Source organism: Rhodococcus sp. 27YEA6, assembly GCF_044908235.1.
GTDB classification, from domain to species: domain Bacteria; phylum Actinomycetota; class Actinomycetes; order Mycobacteriales; family Mycobacteriaceae; genus Rhodococcus_F; species Rhodococcus_F qingshengii.
Genome location: NZ_JBIYCY010000015.1, coordinates 1 through 17,801 on the forward strand (window position 1 = coordinate 1; position 17,801 = coordinate 17,801).

The window sequence follows — 17,801 nt, forward strand, 5'->3', positions numbered from 1 at the left end:
GACCGGGTGCTGCAACTCCTCGCGATTGCGTGGATCGGAGTAGTGGGTGTCGCTGTCTACCTCGTCTGAGCCACGCACCGAGGCCGACCCGCACGTCGACACTGCGGCGAATCGCACCACCCTCAGTCGAGGAGTTTTTCTCGGCGGGGTGGTGCTTGCTGCTGCCCTCATGTTCTGGGGTGCGTGGGAGCGTCGCTGGATCGCCGACGACGGACTCATCGTCTTGCGAACCGTCCGCAACCTGCTCGCGGGGAACGGCCCGGTCTTCAACGCGGGTGAGCGTGTCGAGGCGAACACGAGTACCGCGTGGACGTACATCGTCTACGCGTTCAGTTGGCTCACGCAGATCCGTCTCGAATACGTTGTTCTGACGATCGCGCTCGTACTCTCGACTGCTGCCGTCGTGTTGGCGATGCTCGGCACCGGTCGTCTGTACCGCGGCGTTCGGCCGTCGGCGGGCGGAACGATCCTGCTGGTACCGGCGGGTGTTCTCGTCTACATCGCGGTTCCGCCTGCGCGAGATTTCGCCACTTCCGGGCTCGAGACATGCTTGGTGATCTTCTGGATCGCGCTCCTGTGGGTACTGCTCGTTCGGTGGGCGCAGGCGTCGACGCCGTCCACGGCGTCGATCCTGACTCTCTCGTTCGTGGCCGGACTCGGACCACTGGTTCGACCCGAGATGGCGATTCCCGGTGCTGCCGCGTTGATGATGATCGTTCTCTCCGCAGGCTTGACCTGGAAGATTCGCACACTGATCGTCGTCGTCGCCGGACTTGTCCCGGTGGCCTATCAGATCTGGCGAATGGGCTATTACGCCTTGCCGTACCCGAACACCGCGGTGTCGAAGGACGCCGGTGGCGCGAAGTGGGCGCAGGGTTTTGCTTACCTGTGGAACCTGGTCGGGCCGTACCTGCTCTGGTTGCCGTTGCTGTTCCTGCTCATCGGTGCGCTGCTGCTCGTGTGGCGAAGCCGAGCGGACACACCTACCGCTACCGCAGATCAACCCGCACGCCCGCTGTGGCAGCGCTTTCAGCAGTTTCTGCGCACGCCGCGGGCGATTGTCACCTTCATTCTCGGCAGTGGGCTGATCCTCGGGATCTACTCTCTGCGCGTCGGCGGCGACTTCATGCACGGCCGCGTCCTGTTGCCGGTGCTGTTCTGCCTGCTCATCCCGGTGGCGGTCATTCCGTTGCGGGTGCCGGCGCGGGCAGCGTTCGGAAGTAATCGCGACACCGCGATCTTCGGAGTCTCGGCGGTGCTGTGGATCGGCACGATCATCTGGGCCTTCTTCGCCGCGAACACGACGGGTATGCCCGAAGGATCCGTGGTGGGTCGCTCGGGAATCGTCGACGAGCGAGCGTTCTACGCACTCAACACCGGTCACAAGCATCCGATCCTGGCCGAGGACTACCTCGACTATCCGCGAATGCGTGCCATGGTCGAGACCATCGCGCGGACTCCGGAGGGTGGGCTGCTGCTGCCGTCCGCGAGCTACGACTCCTGGTTCGTCGTCCCACCACCCGGACCGATCGACGAGCCGGCCGAGCACGTCGTCTTCTTCCTCAACCTCGGAATGACGAGCATGAACGTCGGCCTCGACGTTCGGGTGCTCGATCAGATGGGGCTGGCGTATCCCCTGGCAGCTCACACCGAGCGACTCGAGGACGGCCGGATCGGGCACGACAAGAATCTCTATCCGGACTGGGTGGTCGCGGACACGGGAATGATCGACGTTCGACCGTGGCTGCCGTTCTTCCTCGACGAAGACTGGGTTGCGGACGCAAAGCTGGCCATCACCTGCCCGGAAACGCAGGAGTTGCTCACGTCGTACCGCTCCGAGCTGACCTGGGCCAGATTCAAACAGAACTTCCAGCAGGCATTCGACTTCGCGAAGTACCGATTCGACCGGGTTCCGGCCTACGAATTGGAACGCTGCGGTCTCGTTCCACCGGAGTCACCCAGGTGATGTGATCAGCATCACCGACTGTTGAGGGTTTGAATATTTCGATTCAGTAACACCGAATTGATTGGCCACGATGTACTCGAAGACGATTCACCTAACCTGAATCACCCCCGAGGGGTGATGACGGTGTTGCTCGCGGATTGGGACGTAACGGTCCACCTATTTGTCACAGCTGAACCTGTGACATAAAGTCCAGCGAGCGCAGTGTGACTTGGAAGAGGTCCGCTGCCGACCCGAACTCGTTCGGGCTGGCAGAAAAGCCTGTTCCCCGACGGAATCCGCCGGAACCACTCCACCGAGTGGGTTCCGCAGACGAAGAGAGAGAGCAGTATCCATGCGTTTTGCCAGAAAGAGGCTGACCCAGCGCCTCAAGCACCGAGCGTTGGCCATCGGTGCCGCAGCACTTGTGCTCCCCCTTGCTGCAGGAGTTGCCGGTAGTGCTGTCGCCTCTGCTGCGCCTGCGCACACTGCTCCCAGCCACACCGCCCCCTCCGGCGGATACGACGAGCTGTGGGTGCCCTCCTCGATGGGCAACATCAAGGTCCAGGTCCAGTGGGCCGCTCGCGGCGGAAACGCTGCCCTTTACCTCCTCGACGGCCTGCGTGCGCGTAACGACGCCAACGCGTGGAGCTTCGAGACCAATGCGATGGACCAGTACCGCAACGACAACATCACTCTCGTGATGCCCGTCGGCGGCGAGTCCAGCTTCTACAGCGACTGGTATGCACCGTCGAACTTCAACGGCCAGCAGATCACGTACAAGTGGGAAACCTTCCTCACCGAAGAACTGCCCAACTTCCTCGCGAACTACGGCGTCTCGCCCACCAACAACGCGGTCCTCGGCCTCTCGATGGGTGGCAGCGCTGCTCTGACGCTGGCTGCTTACCACCGTGACCAGTTCAAGTTCGCCGGCTCGCTGTCGGGCTACCTGAACATCTCGGCTCCGGGCATGCGCGAGGCAATCCGCGTCGCAATGCTCGATGCCGGTCGCTTCAACGTCGACTCCATGTGGGGACCGCCGTGGAGCCCGTCCTGGCTGCGCAACGACCCGTTCGTCTTCGCACCGCGTCTGCAGGGCCTGTCGATGTACATCTCGTCGGCAAGCGGCCTGCCCGGTGAATACGACCACCCGCGCGCACCGATCGACTACTACAACACGGCTAACGGCATGGGCCTCGAGGCTCTCGCCCTGGTCAACACCCGTGCATTCCAGATCCGCATGAACTCGCTGGGTATCCCGGCCACCTACAGCTTCCCGTCCAACGGCACGCACTCGTGGCCGTACTGGTCGGCAGAGCTGTGGAAGGCTCGCGGCCAGATCCTCGACACCATGAACGCTTGGTGATCGTGCGCGATCCCGTGACCTAGTCACTTCACCAGTGCCGTTCCGGACTCCTCGAAGGAGAACCGGGACGGCACTTGTGTATTCAGGTGCTGCACAAGCGCCCGATGTCAGTAACAATTGCACCACCAGTAACAGCGCGGCTACCCCAAGCGGGGATCGTTTGCGTGTAGAAATAGTTTCAACGGGGGTCTGGCTGCTCAGGCGGCCACACGATCGACGCGCGGACCGAACGTAAGGAAAGAGAGTGAGCTCATGCGAGTAGGCCTTGCCACGGAGGACCGTCGCCGGTCCCGGGCAACCTTCCGGACAAAGGTCGTCGGCGCACTGGCAGCGATGCTGGTTCTGCCGATCGCCGCGGGCTTGACGACGGCCGGAACCGCGGCAGCCGCGCCGGCACCTGCTCAGGCCGCACCGGCCGCCACCCAGAACCCCACCGGAGCAGCGGTCACGAAGGTCGACTGGCTCAGCGAGCGTCGCGTCGCGCTGTGGGTGAACTCTCCCGCGATGGGCACCCCGATTCAGGTGCAGATCCTCTTGGCCCGCGATTGGAACGTCAATCCGTCGGCCAGCTTCCCCTCGGTCTGGATGCTCGACGGTCTTCGCGCGACCGACAACGAGAACGCCTGGACCTACGAGACCGACGCCGAGTCCTTCTACGCGGACAAGAACGTCAACGTCATCCTCCCGGTCGGCGGTCAGTCCAGCTTCTACTCCGACTGGCTCCAGCCCGACAACGGCAAGAACTACCAGTGGGAGACGTTCCTGACCAAGGAACTGCCCCCCATCCTCGAAAAGGACTGGCGGACCACGCAGACACGCGGTGTCGTCGGACTGTCGATGGGCGGCACGTCCGCCATGTTCCTCACGGCGCGCAACCCCGGCTTCTTCAAGTTCGCCGCTTCGCTCTCCGGCATCCTCACCACCACCTCGCTCGGCATGCCTCAGGCAATCCAGTTCGCGATGACCGACGCCGGTGGATACAACTCCGCCGCGATGTGGGGACCGCCGTCCAACCCGCAGTGGGCTGCACACGATCCGTACGCGCTCGCCGAGAAGCTCAAGGGCGTCAGCCTGTACGTCTCGAGTGGTAGCGGTACGACCGGCCCGTACGACCAGCCGTCGGGAATTCCCGGCGTGAGCACCAACTACGCAGGCATGGGCCTCGAGATCCTCGCTCGCCTGACCTCGCAGACCTTCGCGACCAAGCTCAACCAGCTCGGAATCCCCGCGCAGGTCAACTACCGCCCGTCCGGAACCCACTCGTGGCCGTACTGGCAGTTCGAGCTTCATCAGCTGTGGCCGCAGTTGGCCAACGCCATCGGCGTCGAGGTCGAGAAGCCGGCTTGCGGCACTTCGGGTGAGATCGGTGCGACGGCCGCAGCCAACGGCTGGATCGGTGACTGCATCACCCCCGAGTACAGCGTCGCGGGTGGCCTGGCACAGGACTTCCGCAACGGTCGCATCTACTTCACCAGTGGAACGGGCGCCCAGCCCGTCGCCGGTCGTATCGCCGGCGCGTACATGAACACCGGAGCAGCAGCCGGCCCGCTCGGCTTCCCGCGTACCCCCGAACTCGGTACCCCCGACGGACGCGGACGCTTCAACCACTTCCAGAACGGCTCCATCTACTGGACCCCGCAGACCGGCGCTCACCCCGTCAGCGGTGACATCCTCGCCGAGTGGTCCGCACAGGGTTGGGAAGGTGGCCCGCTCGGCTACCCGACTGCCGACGAGATCGCGACCCCCGGCAAGCCGGGCAAGGTCCAGGGATTCGAGATCGGCGCAATGTACAGCAGCGCCAACGGAACTCACGCGGTTCTCGGAATGATCATGGGCAAGTACGGCGAACTCGGCTGGGAAAACGGCTGGCTCGGATTCCCGAAGTCGAACGAGGTTCCGATCAAGGACAACGGACGCTTCACCGAGTTCGAGGGCGGCAACATCTACTGGAGCCCCGGCACCGGTGCATGGTCCGTCGAGAACGGTCCGCTGTTCGACGGTTGGAAGAGCGTCGGATACGAAGGTGGACGACTCGGATTCCCGATCAGTGACAAGTTCGACATTCCCGGTGGTGTCCAGCAGAACTTCCAGTTCGGCTACATCACGGTGATCGGTGACAAGACAGAAGTTCACTAACTCACAGTGGTGCACGACGGGCGGGCCCGATCACGGATCGGTGCCCGCCCGCGTGCGTTGCGTAACCTGTTGATGGACTTTCGACTGAAGGCAAGGACGGACATTGATGTCGCTTTTCTCGGGTAACCGAAACACTTGTGCACGCGCGATCGCGGTCGGCGCCCTGGCGCTCGCCACCGGTGGCGCGCTTGTCGCGTGCGGTAGTGACGACTCCACTGCAACCTCCAATCCGGTCACCACGACGTCCGCGGCGGCTTCGTCCTCGAGCGGTTCGGCATCTGCGTCCGCCTCTGCGACCACGACGGCGTCGGCTGCGCCCACCAGTCCGGGAGCCGCGGCCACCGCGCCGCCGGAGCAGCCGCAGAGCATCGAGGGCTTCCCGGGTCCCACAGTCGTCGAGGTCAGTCCCGAGGCACAGAAGTTCCTCGACGGACTGAAGGCGAAGGGCATCACCCCAGCCGGTGACGGAAGCATCGCCGTCAACACGGCCAATTACATCTGCGCTGCCGGTCCTCAGACCGACGACGAGGTCCTGACCTTCGTGACCGCCTTCGTCGGCCAGGAAGCGTCGGCGGAAGGCAAGCAGATCACTCCCGAGCAGGCAGGTGCGAACGCTCAGATCTACATCGACGTCGCCAACGCCACCTACTGCAAGTAGGCGCGGGTCATGGCGAGGTCTGGAAAGCGTCGTGGGTGCCTGATCCCGCTGCTGATCATTCTTGTGGTCGCAGCGGTCGTGATCGGCGGTTGGTACATCCTGGCCGGGCGGGTGCCTTCGCCGACTCCGATCCCGCCGAGCCCGGAGCCTCCGGTGTCTCAGCCGGCCAGTTGCCCCGATGTCCAGGTAGTAGCCATACCGGGTACGTGGGAGTCGAGCGCTACCGACGACCCGTACAACCCGACGGCCAATCCGGCGTCGTTGATGCTGAACGTGACCCGTCCTCTGCAGGAGAAGTTCGATACTTCACGGGCCGACGTCTACACCGTTCCGTATGTCGCACAGTTTTCGAATCCGGTGGCGATCCCGCCGGACGGACAGCAGTCCTACAACAACAGTCGGGCCGCGGGAACTGCTGCCACTAACGACTTTCTGATGAAGCGGCACGCCGAGTGCCCGCTCACGAGTTACGTCCTGACCGGATTTTCCCAGGGCGCGGTGATCGCGGGTGACGTCGCCGCGAGTATCGGCGACGGTACCGGCGCGGTGCCTGCCGATCTGGTTCTGGGCGTCGGCTTGATCGCCGACGGTCGGCGCGATCCGGCGTTCGGGAACACCGTTGGCCCGAGCGTTGCCGGTGTCGGCGCCGAGCTGTCGCTGAACGGGCTGAAGCTGCCCGGTCTCACGATGACCGGCCCGAGGCCCGGCGGGTTCGGTGACCTCAACGATCGGACCTATCAGATCTGCGCGCCGAGCGACGGTATCTGCGACGCGCCGGCAGCCGCTCTCAACCCGACCAACTGGCTGAGTTCGGCGCCGCGACTGCTCGAGTACTACAACAACCCTGTGCACGCGATGTACAACTCCTTCCAAGTCGATCCGAACGGCACGACGGCCACCCAATGGATGGCACAGTGGGCTGCGGAGAAGATCGACGCTGCACCGACGCCGCCCCACAGTTGAGTCACCGCCGCACTGTTGATTCGTCACAATCGGGCGTCTCGGGAGTTCGCTCGCGGGTAATCTGCTCGTTTGGTCCCGGTAGAGTGCTGCACGGTCCGGGGGCTTCCTCTACAGTGCTGTCACGTAAGTGACTGGCGAGTAGGTTCGATTTGTCCGAGTTTGTAGTTCGAGTACGACGTACGTGTCCATCACAGGAGATCGATATATGAGTTCCACCCACGGCAGCGATGCCCTACGCAAATTTCGGTTTGCGGCCGGTGGCGAGGGCAACGCCGAAGAGGGTGGTGCGCGACGCTTCGTCAAGCTCGCGCAGACGGCCGAGGAACTCGGCTACGACTCGTTCATGATTCCGGATCACCTGGGTAATCAGGTCGGCCCGATCGCCGCTCTCGGAGCGCTCGCGGTGGCCACCGACAAGATTCGTCTCGGCACCGCCGTGTTGGCCAACGGCTTCCGTCATCCTGCTGTGCTCGCGAAGGACGCGGCGACTATCGACGTGCTGTCCGGTGGTCGACTCGAACTCGGTATCGGTGCGGGCTGGATGAAGGAAGAGTTCGACAAGGGCGGCATCGCCTACGAAAGTCCGGGCGTTCGCATCGAGAAGCTCGAGGAGTCTCTGCAGATTCTCGACGTTCTTCTGCGCGGGCAGGAATGCACTTTCGAAGGCAAGCACTATCAGGTGCGCGGCCTCAAGGGCAGCCCGCGACCGCGGCAGGGCCCGCGGCCACCGATCATCGTGGGCGGCGGAGGCCCGAAGATGCTTGCTCTCGCGGCGAAGTACGCGGACATCATCTCGGTCGCCACACCGACGAACCGTGACGGGCGGCTTCTGCTCTCCGGAATCACGATGGAAAAGACCATCGAACGTGTCGAGCGGATCCGCGAAGCTGCCGGCGAGCGTTTCGATGAGATCGAACTCAACTGGACCATCACCATGATCATGATCACCGACGATCGAGAGCAGGCTGCCGAAATGGCAATCGCCGCTCTGGACCAAGGTTTTCCGCCGAACATCGAAGTGGATCGTAAGCTGAGCGTGGAGGAGCTGTTGAACTCTCCATACCTGGCTGTGGGCACTTTCGAGGAAATCGCAGACCAGATTCGACTGGTCCGCGAGAAGACGTCGATGTCGTACGTCGGGGTCTTCCCGACGCAGATGGAAGCGTTCGCCCCGATCATCCCGTTACTGGCGGGCGAGTAGGCCGGAGAATACGGACGATGCGAATCTGTAACATATCGATGGTTTGGGATCGATGAAGTGATTCAGGTGAGTTGCGCACAAAGTGCGATTCGATTGATCGAAGATGGACCCGAGAGAGCGAAGGAAGTCTGGGGCGCAGGCATGAAAGACAGTGCTTGTGTGATCGCTTCGGAGGAGATGGAATGAACGCGCTGTTCGATGGCTTTCTCGACGAGAAGGGCCAGATCCGCCTGCAACCAGGCTTCACGCTGGTCGACTACGTCGAGCAACACTCGCGTGTCAACGCGGACGAGCTCGCGTATCGGTACATCGACTACTCACGCGAGCGTGACGGTGAAGCCCTGGAGCTGACCTGGGAGCAGTTCGGTGTGCGTCTGCGCGCTGTTGCAGCCCGTCTGCAGCAGGTCACCAAGCGTGGCGACCGTGTCGCGATTCTTGCTCCGCAGGGACTCGACTACGTCATTTCGTTCTTCGCGGCCATTCAGGCCGGTTCCATCGCGGTGCCGCTCTTCGATCCGGACGAGCCCGGTCACACCGACCGTCTTCACGCTGTTCTCGGTGACTGCAAGCCGACTGCGATTCTGACTGCCGCATCGTCGGCGGCCGGTGTTCGACAGTTGTTCCGCTCGCTTCCCGCTGCCGAGCGTCCGCGCATCATCGCCGTCGACGCGATTCCCGACACCGTCGGTGAAACGTGGGTTCGCCCCGACATCGAACTCGACGACATCGCGTACCTGCAGTACACCTCGGGTTCGACCCGAGTTCCCGCCGGCGTGGAGATCACCCATCGTGCTGTCGGAACGAACGCGCTCCAGATGGTCGACTCCATCGAACTCAACGAGGACTCTCGGGGCGTCACGTGGCTGCCGCTGTTCCACGACATGGGCCTGCTGACGGTCATCCTGCCTGCTCTGGGCGGCAAGTACATCACCATCATGAGCCCGCGCGCTTTCGTGCAGCGGCCGTACCGGTGGATCAAGGAACTTGCTGCGGTTTCCGACGGCGCCGGCACCTTTGCCGCCGCTCCCAACTTCGCTTTCGAGCACGCTGCCGCGCGTGGCCTGCCGAAGGACGGCGAGACCCTGGACCTGAGCAACGTCATCGGTCTGATCAACGGCAGTGAGCCGGTCACGACGTCGTCGATGCGCAAGTTCAACGACGCTTTTGCTCAGTACGGTCTGCCCAAGACTGCGATCAAGCCGTCGTACGGCATGGCCGAGGCGACGCTCTTCGTCTCCTCGACCAAGCATTCCGACGAGGCCAAGGTCATCTACGTCGACCGCACGGAACTCAACAAGGGACGCATGGTCATCGTCGACCAGTACTCCGAGAACGCAATCGCGCAGGTCTCCTGTGGGTACGTCTCGCGCAGTCAGTGGGCGGCGATCGTCGATCCCGAGACGCTGACCGAGGTCCCCGACAATCACGTCGGCGAGATCTGGTTGCACGGCGAGAACATCGGTATCGGCTACTGGGGTCGCCCCGACGAGACGGCGGAGACCTTTCACAACAAGCTGGACAATCGGTTGAGCGAAGACAGCCACACCGAGGGCACGCCGGCGGATGCCAACTGGATGCGTACCGGCGACTTCGGCGTCTACGTCGACGGCGAGCTGTACATCACCGGTCGCGTCAAGGACCTCGTGATCGTCGACGGTCGCAATCATTACCCGCAGGACCTCGAGGCTTCGGCTCAGGAAGCCAGCCCGGCTCTGCGCCCCGGCTTCATCGCTGCGTTTGCCGTACCGGCCAACCAGCTGCCGTCCGTCGTGTTCTCCAACACGCACTCGGGTCTGAAGTTCGACGACGACGATTCCTCGGAGCAGTTGGTCATCGTGGCCGAGCGTGCTCCCGGCGCAGGCAAGGCCGATCCGCAGCCGATCGCGGACACCGTGCGTGCGGCGATTTCTTCCCGTCACGGTGTTACGGCCCGAGACATCCTGCTCGTCCCCGCGGGTTCGATTCCGCGTACGTCCAGCGGCAAGATCGCTCGCCGCGCGTGTAAGGCGAGCTATATCGAGGGAACGTTGCGAGGCGGCTATCAGCAGACCGCATTCCCCGATAGCGTTTGAGGAGCAGTCCCTTCATGATCGGTGGCTTGGTGAGTTGATGGTTGAACAAGATGGTGCGCAGAGCAAAGACGTTGTGAGCGAGATGAGTGTCGCGCAGCTGCGTGAGTGGCTTCGCAATTGGATCGCCAACGCGACCGGTCAGCCGGCGGGTTCGATCACGGACGATCGCCCGATGGAAGAGTTCGGGCTCGCCTCGCGGGACGCAGTTGCTCTGAGCGGAGACATCGAGGATCTGCTCGGCGTCACGCTGACCGCCACGGTTGCCTATCAACACCCCACCATCGCTTCGCTGGCTACTCGGATCATCGAAGGTGAGCCCGAGGCGCCGGAGGAGACCGTCGACGCCTCGTACTACGTCTCAGGCGGCGCGACGGACGCTCACGACATCGCCATCGTCGGACTGTCCACACGATTCCCCGGTGCCGGGCACACGCCTTCGGACATGTGGGAAATGCTGGCGGACGGACGCGACGGCATCAGCGACCTCCCCGAGGACCGCTGGGCCGAGTTCATGTCGGATCCCGCCATCAAGGCCGCGGTCGAGAACGCGAACACCAAGGGCGGGTACCTCGACGACGTCAAGGGTTTCGACGCCGAGTTCTTCGCGATGTCTCCGCTCGAGGTCGTCAACGTCGATCCGCAGCAGCGCCTCGCACTCGAACTCGCGTGGGAAGCACTCGAGCACGCTCGCATTCCGGCCAGTGGGCTCAAGGGCAAGCAGGTCGGTGTTTTCATCGGCAGTTCCGCCAACGACTACCAGCTGCTCGCGGTCAGTGATCCGACGACGGCGCATCCGTACGCGCTGACCGGAACGTCGACGGCCATCGTCGCGAACCGGGTCTCGTACTTCTTCGACTTCCGTGGACCGTCCATCGCTCTGGACACCGCATGTTCGTCTTCGCTGGTTGCCGTTCACGAGGCTGTGCGCTCGCTGCGCAGCGGTGACTCCAACATCGCGCTGGCCGGTGGCGTCAACATGCTGCTGGCCCCTCCCGGAACCCTCGGTTTCGATCAGACCGGGATGCTCGCTCCCGACGGAAAACTGCGTGCCTTCTCCGCTCAGGCTCAGGGAATCGTTCGCAGTGAGGGCGGCGGACTCGTCGTGCTCAAGCGCCTCGAAGACGCCGAGCGTGACGGAGATTCCATCCTCGCGGTGATCGCCGGATCCGCGGTCAACCAGGACGGCCGTTCCAACGGTCTGCTCGCCCCCAATCCCGATGCCCAGGCCGACGTGTTGCGTTTCGCGTACCGCGACGCCGGAATCTTGCCGACCACCGTCGACTACATCGAGGCGCACGGAACGGGTACCGATCTCGGTGATCCCATCGAGGCCGACGCGCTCAGTCGTGTCGTCGGTCGTGGTCGTGACGAAGACAAGCCGGCACTGCTCGGTAGCGCGAAGACCAACTTCGGGCACCTGGAAGCAGCTGCAGGTGCCGCCGGCCTGATCAAGGTCGTTCTGGCGATGCAGGAAAACAAGATTCCCGCGACGATCAACTACCTGGGCCCGAACCCGCACATCGACTTCGAGAAGTCGCACCTGCAGGTGACGCCCGAGGCCACCGACTGGCCGCGTTACACCGGCAAGGCTGTCGCCGGTGTCTCCGGTTTCGGTTTCGGTGGAACCAACGCGCACGTCGTGGTCAAGGAATACGTGCCCGCCGACGCAGTAGTCGATGAACCGGTTGTGGATGCCCCGGTGGTCGACGAACCGGCAGCAGAGAACGAGAGCACCGTTGTGCTGGCCGTTTCCGGTGCGCTGCCGTCGCGTCGTCGCCGCGCAGCCGCTGACCTGGCCGACTGGCTCGAAACCGAAGAGGGAAGCAAGACGCCCCTCGCCGACGTCGCCCGCACACTCGCGCGTCGCAACCACGGACGCTCGCGCGCCGCTGTTCTGGCGAAGACGCGCTCCGAGGCCATCAGCTCGCTGCGTGCCGTCGCCGCGGGCAAGCCTGCTCAAGGAGTCTTCTCCGCCGACTCGCCGTCGCCCAAGGGCGCGGTGTGGGTGTTCTCGGGCTTCGGCTCGCAGCACCGCAAGATGGCCAAGCAGCTCTACACGGAGAACTCGGCCTTCAAGGCGGCCGTCGACGAGGTCGACGCGCTGATCCAGGACGAGGCCGGTTACTCGATGGTCGAGATGTTCCTCGACGATTCGATCGAGTACAACGTCGAGACCGCGCAGGTGGGAATCTTCACCATCCAGGTCGGTCTGGCCGCGTTGCTGCGTCACCACGGCGCCGAGGCCGAAGCCGTGGTTCCGCACTCGATGGGTGAGGCCGCTGCCGCGTACGTTTCCGGCGGCCTGAACCTGGAAGACGCTGTCCGCGTGATCTGTTCACGTTCACGGCTGATGGGTGAGGCCGAGGGCGCACTTGTCGGTGACGACATCCGTCTGATGGCTCTGCTCGAGTACAGCGCATCCGAGATCGAGGCGCTACTGCCCACGTACCCCAAGCTCGAGGTCTGTGTTTACGCAGCTCCGACGCACACGGTGATCGGTGGACCACAGCCGGACATCGAGGCGATCGTCGCGGCCGCCGAGGCCGACGGCAAGATGGCGCGTGTCCTGCAGACCAAGGGTGCCAGCCACACCTCACAGGTCGATCCGTTGCTCGGCGAGCTTGCCGCGGAGTTGGCCGGTATCGAGCCGACCACGTTGAAGCTCGGCGTCTACTCGTCCGTCGACAAGGACACTTTCTACCGTCCCGGTCACGAGCCGATCCATCAAGAGGCGTACTGGGTCAAGGGTCTTCGCCACAGCGTGTACTTCACCAACGCGGTACGCGGTGCAGTTGCCCACGGCCACACCACTTTTGTCGAGCTTGCACCCAACCCGGTGACGTTGATGTCGGTGGCGGCTACCGCTTTCGATTCGGGCCTGCACGACATGGAGCTCATCCAGACGCTCAAGCGTAAGGAAGACGAGTCCGCGGGTGTTCTTGCCGCTCTCGCGCAGCTGTACGTGCACGGCCATGCCGTGAACCTCGAGTCTCTGCTTCCCGCAGGCGATTTCGCTTCGGTTCCGCGTACCGCATTCCTGCGTAAGCCGTATTGGCTCGACATTCGCGTCAGTGCCGGCGGTTCGGCTCGCGTACCCGGTTCGCACGTCGCTCTGCCCGACGGCCGCCACGTGTGGGAGGTCGACGCATCCGCCGTCACCGACCTGGCGGTGCTGGTGAGCGCCGCTGCCGGACAGGTGCTTTCGGATGTCTCTCTGACCGCTGCTGTTCCGCACGGTGAACTGGCCGGTGCTTCGACCCTGACCACGACACTCAACCCGCATCCGGGTGGAGCGTCGGTGCAGGTGCACGCTCGTGAGGGCGCTACGTTCCGTCTGCTCTTCGACGCCGTCGTCACGTCGGGTGAGCCGCTGCCCGAGCTGGTCGTCAGCGCGCCGGTCAAGACCAGTGCGCCGATGGAATCCTTGGCCGAGGTCGTCGAAGACGCCGGAGACAAGTGGGATCCGAACGGTTCGCAGAGCCTCGACGACCGCCTCAAGATCGTGGTTGCCGAGTCGATGGGGTACTCGCCGGAGGATCTGCCGGCCGAGGTTCCGCTCATCGAACTGGGTCTCGACTCGCTCATGGCGATGCGTATCAAGAACCGCGTCGAGTACGAGTTCGACATTCCGCAGCTCCAGCTCCAGGCAGTCAAGGACGCGAGCCTCAACGAGGTCAACAAGTACCTGCGCTACGCGATCGACAATCGCGAAGAGGTTCAGGCGATGGCCGACAAGCAGGCCGCGGAGAAGTTGGCGGCCGACGCTGCTGACGAGGACGCTGCTCCCGCCGAGGTGGCAGTGGAACTGCCGGCGACTGCTCCCGTTGCGGCGGCTGCCGCGCCCGCTGATCCTTCGCGTGCCGGAACTGCCGACGACGCAGGCTCGGACGTTCCGCCGCGAGATGCGGCCGAGCGCTTGACGTTTGCGACGTGGGCGGTTGTCACCGGGAAGTCGGCCAAGGGCATCTTCAACGATCTGCCGATCGTCGGTGACGAGGTCGCCGAGAAGCTTGCTGCTCGGCTTTCCGAGCGTGCCGGTGGCGAGATCACTCTCGACGACGTTCTCGACTCCACCACCATCGAAGAGCTTGCGGACGTCGTTCGCCAGTACCTCGAGGACGACGGCAAGATCGACGGACTCGTACGTACTCTGCGTGCCCGTCCCGAAGGTTCCACTGCCGTACCGGTATTCGTCTTCCATGCTGCCGGTGGTTCGACGGTGACGTACGAGCCTCTGCTCAAGCGCCTGCCCGCCGGCACGCCGATGTACGGATTCGAGCGGGTCGAGGGCTCGATCGAAACCCGCGCTGCTGCTTACGTTCCGCTGCTGCGTGAGATCCAGGGCGACGGGCCGTACGTGCTGTGTGGCTGGTCGTTCGGTGGCGTGATGTCGTATGCGGTCGCGAAGTTGCTGCGCGAGCAGGGCGCCGACGTGCGTGTGGTCGGGCTGCTCGACACCGTCATGGCCGGCGAGGTCGTGCCGGACACCGAGGCGGAACGACGCAAGCGCTGGGAGCGCTACGGCAAGTTCGCCAAGCGCACCTACAACCTGGATGTGCCGCTGCCGCTTGACGTTCTGGCTTCCACCGAAGCCGACGAGGATCAGATCCAGATCTTGATGGACATGATCAAGATGAGCGGCGCCAAGATTCCCGGCGGCATCATCGAGCATCAGCGGACGTCGTGGTTGGACAATCGCGCCATCCAGACGGCCGAGTTCAGCAGTTACGACGGCGACGTCGTGCTCTACATGGCTGACAAGTACCACGACGAGCTGATGACGCTCGAGCCTGCATTCAAGACCCGCAAGGCGGATGGTGGCTGGGGTGACTACGTGAAGAACCTCGAGGTCGTCTACATCGGCGGGGACCACCTGCAGATCGTCGACGAGCCGTACATCGCGAAGGTTGCGGCAGACCTCACCACCAAGCTGGCCCAGATCGAGACAGCTCAGACCAAAGCAGCGGAAACCGGAGTTCAGAAGTGACGACAACCACCGCGGAGAAGCTCGCTGAACTCCGCGAAAAGTTGGAGAAGGCAAAGGAACCCGGCTCGGCTCGGGCCATTGCCAAGCGCGATGCAGCAGGGCACAGCACGCCGCGCCAGCGCATCGACATGTTGCTCGACCCCGGTAGCTTCATCGAGATCGGTGCCCTGGTGAAGATGGCGGGCGAGGGCAACCCGTACAGCGACGGCGTCATGACCGGTCACGGAACCGTCGACGGGCGTCCGGTAGCCGTGTTCGCGCACGATCAGACGGTGTTCGGCGGTGCCGCCGGAGAGATGTTCGGCCGTAAGGTCGCAGCTGTCAACGATTTTGCGCTGAAGGTGGGCTGCCCGGTCGTCGGTATCAACGATTCCGGTGGAGCTCGCATCCAGGACGCCGTTTCCTCGTTGGCCTGGTACGCCAACATGGGTTCACGTCAGGAGCCGTTGTCCGGCCTGTGCCCGCAGATCTCGGTCATCCTCGGTAAATGCGCCGGCGGTGCCGTGTACGCCCCGATCAACACGGACGTCGTGGTCGCGACCGAAGAGTCGTACATGTTCGTCACCGGACCCGACGTCATCAAGTCGGTCACCGGCGAAGAGGTCAGCCTCGAGGACTTGGGTGGAGCCCGCAAGCAGGCGGAGTACGGAAACATCCATCACGTCGCTCCCGACGAGAAGGCTGCCTTCGACTGGGTGCGTGAGTACCTGAGCTTCATGCCGTCGTCGTGCCAGGAGAAGGCGCCGCTGATCAACCCGGGCCTCGAACCCGAGATCACCGAGTCGGATCTCGAACTCAATGCGTTCATGCCGGATGCCGACAACGCCGGCTACGACATGCACGACATCATTCTGCGGATCTTCGACGACGGCACTTTCCACGAAATCGGAGCCCAGGTCGCGCACAACGTGATCACCGGATTCTCCCGCGTCGACGGCCTGCCCGTCGGTGTCGTGGCCAACCAGCCCACGTACCTCAGTGGCGCCCTCGACGCGGACAGCTCCGACAAGGCCGCTCACTTCGTGCGTCTGTGCGACGCTTTCAACATCCCGCTCGTCTTCGTCGTCGACACACCGGGCTTCCTTCCCGGCGTCGATCAGGAAAAGGTCGGCGTCATCAAGCGCGGCGGGCGTTTCCTGTTCTCGTACATCGAAGCCACTGTGCCGAAGGTGACTGTGGTGGTTCGTAAGGCGTACGGCGGCGGTTATGCCGTCATGGGCTGCAAGCAGCTCGGTGCCGACATCAACCTCGCGTGGCCGACCGCTCGTATCGCCGTGATGGGCGCCGAGGGTGCCGTCAACATCATGGGGCGGCGTCAGCTCGCCGAGGCCGGCGAGAATGCACCCGCGGTGCGTGCTCAGCTGATCAACTTCTACAACGAGTTCGTCGCGACGCCGTACATCGCGGCCGAGCGCGGATACATCGATGCGGTGATCGAGCCTTCGCAGACGCGTCTCGAGATCCGTAAGGCTCTGAAGTTGCTCAAGGACAAGACGATCTTCAAGAACCCGCGCAAGCACAACTTGATGCCGCTCTAGTTCTTTTTGTCACCGAGGGCGTCGAACTGGCGGCGTAGCGCTTCTATCGCCGCCAGGACGGCCGGCCTTTCGCTGTCTGTCCGCCAGGCGAGGTAAATGTCTCGGCCGAGCGGCGGAACCGTGTCGAGCATTCGAACACCTTCCGGCGGTACAACTCTCGCCAGACGTGGAATCAATGCGACGGCGAGGCCCTGAGCGACGAATTCGACCTGGGTGGGAAACTCGGCGACCTCGTACTCGATTCGTGGGTCGAACCCCTGCGCGCGCAGGGTCCGGACGGTGAAGGTGTGAAAGTCCGTTCCCCGGGTCCACGTCGCCCAGGCATGCTCGGACAGCTCGCTGAGCGCGACGACCTTGTTCCCCGCCAGCGGATGTGACGCCGGGAGAGCGAGCAGCGCCACGTCGTCGTACACGGGCGTGAAGGAGAGTCCGTCGGGAAGTTCGACGGGCAGAGTGCTCCAACTGTCGACCACCACGACGTCGAGGTCGCGGCGAATCAGTGCTGGGAGCAGTTCTTCGGATTCGCCTTCGTTGAAGGTGATTTCGAGCTGCGGGTGCGCATGCCTGATTTCGGCGATGGCTCGCGGCAGCACCGTCCTGCTGGGGGAGACCAGGGCGCCGATACGTACGCGGCCCGTCACCTCGCTCTGCAGCGACGCGATTTCCGCCTCGGCCTGAGCGAGCGTCGAGAGAACCTCTGCGGTTCGGCGCGCGAGGATTCGGCCCGCTTCGGTGAGTCTCACACCGCGGCCCTGCGGTTCGAGGAGCGGAACACCGACCTCGCGCTCGAGTTTGTTCAACTGCTGCGAAATCCCGGACGGTGTGACATGCAAGGTGCGGGCGGCCGCCGCTACAGATCCGTTCTCGGCGACGGCGTGCAGGGCGCGGAGTCTTTCGAGATTCAACACAGTAGCAATGCTACCGAATATACGGTCTGA

10 protein-coding genes are annotated in these 17,801 nt (G+C 63.7%); 9 read left to right on the top strand and 1 reads right to left on the bottom strand.

The genetic code is table 11. From position 1 onward, the window contains the following. Positions 1-46: 46 nt before the first annotated feature. From zomB to ABH939_RS26840, 9 genes are all read left to right on the top strand, one after another. Positions 47-1,966 carry a flagellar motor control protein ZomB gene (gene zomB / locus ABH939_RS26800; RefSeq protein ID WP_270008840.1) on the top strand — a complete coding sequence of 640 codons (1,920 nt, stop codon included), beginning with the start codon at positions 47-49 and terminating at the stop codon, positions 1,964-1,966. Between the two features lie 331 nt (positions 1,967-2,297). After that, positions 2,298-3,308, top strand: coding sequence for an alpha/beta hydrolase family protein (locus ABH939_RS26805; RefSeq protein WP_007731818.1), 1,011 nt, complete (start codon positions 2,298-2,300; stop codon positions 3,306-3,308). A gap of 252 nt (positions 3,309-3,560) precedes the next feature. Then, complete coding sequence (locus ABH939_RS26810) at positions 3,561-5,444, top strand: alpha/beta hydrolase-fold protein (protein ID WP_003943922.1); 1,884 nt, start codon at positions 3,561-3,563, stop codon at positions 5,442-5,444. Positions 5,445-5,550: 106 nt separating this feature from the next. Next, a complete protein-coding gene (locus ABH939_RS26815) occupies positions 5,551-6,102 on the top strand; it encodes a DUF732 domain-containing protein (protein WP_003943980.1) in 552 nt (183 codons plus the stop codon). A 9-nt stretch (positions 6,103-6,111) separates the two neighbouring features. Beyond that, entirely contained in the window at positions 6,112-7,065 is a 954-nt protein-coding gene (locus ABH939_RS26820; protein WP_003943848.1) for a cutinase family protein, read from the top strand. A gap of 205 nt (positions 7,066-7,270) precedes the next feature. Further along, positions 7,271-8,266, top strand: coding sequence for an LLM class F420-dependent oxidoreductase (locus ABH939_RS26825; protein ID WP_404650398.1), 996 nt, complete (start codon positions 7,271-7,273; stop codon positions 8,264-8,266). A 182-nt stretch (positions 8,267-8,448) separates the two neighbouring features. Continuing rightward, on the top strand, positions 8,449-10,338 hold the full coding sequence (gene fadD32, locus ABH939_RS26830; protein WP_003943899.1) for a long-chain-fatty-acid--AMP ligase FadD32: 1,890 nt from the start codon (positions 8,449-8,451) through the stop codon (positions 10,336-10,338). Positions 10,339-10,375: 37 nt separating this feature from the next. Next, a complete protein-coding gene (gene pks13, locus ABH939_RS26835) occupies positions 10,376-15,325 on the top strand; it encodes a polyketide synthase Pks13 (RefSeq protein ID WP_404650399.1) in 4,950 nt (1,649 codons plus the stop codon). Beyond that, complete coding sequence (locus ABH939_RS26840; protein WP_099696817.1) at positions 15,322-16,863, top strand: acyl-CoA carboxylase subunit beta; 1,542 nt, start codon at positions 15,322-15,324, stop codon at positions 16,861-16,863. The genes pks13 and ABH939_RS26840 overlap by 4 nt, the downstream gene beginning before the upstream one ends. Here the strand turns inward: ABH939_RS26840 and ABH939_RS26845 are convergent. Further along, positions 16,860-17,771: a LysR family transcriptional regulator gene (locus ABH939_RS26845; RefSeq protein ID WP_099696816.1), complete on the bottom strand. Its 912-nt coding sequence runs from the start codon at positions 17,769-17,771 to the stop codon at positions 16,860-16,862. The two genes, ABH939_RS26840 and ABH939_RS26845, sit on opposite strands and share 4 nt — an antisense overlap. Positions 17,772-17,801: the final 30 nt, after the last annotated feature.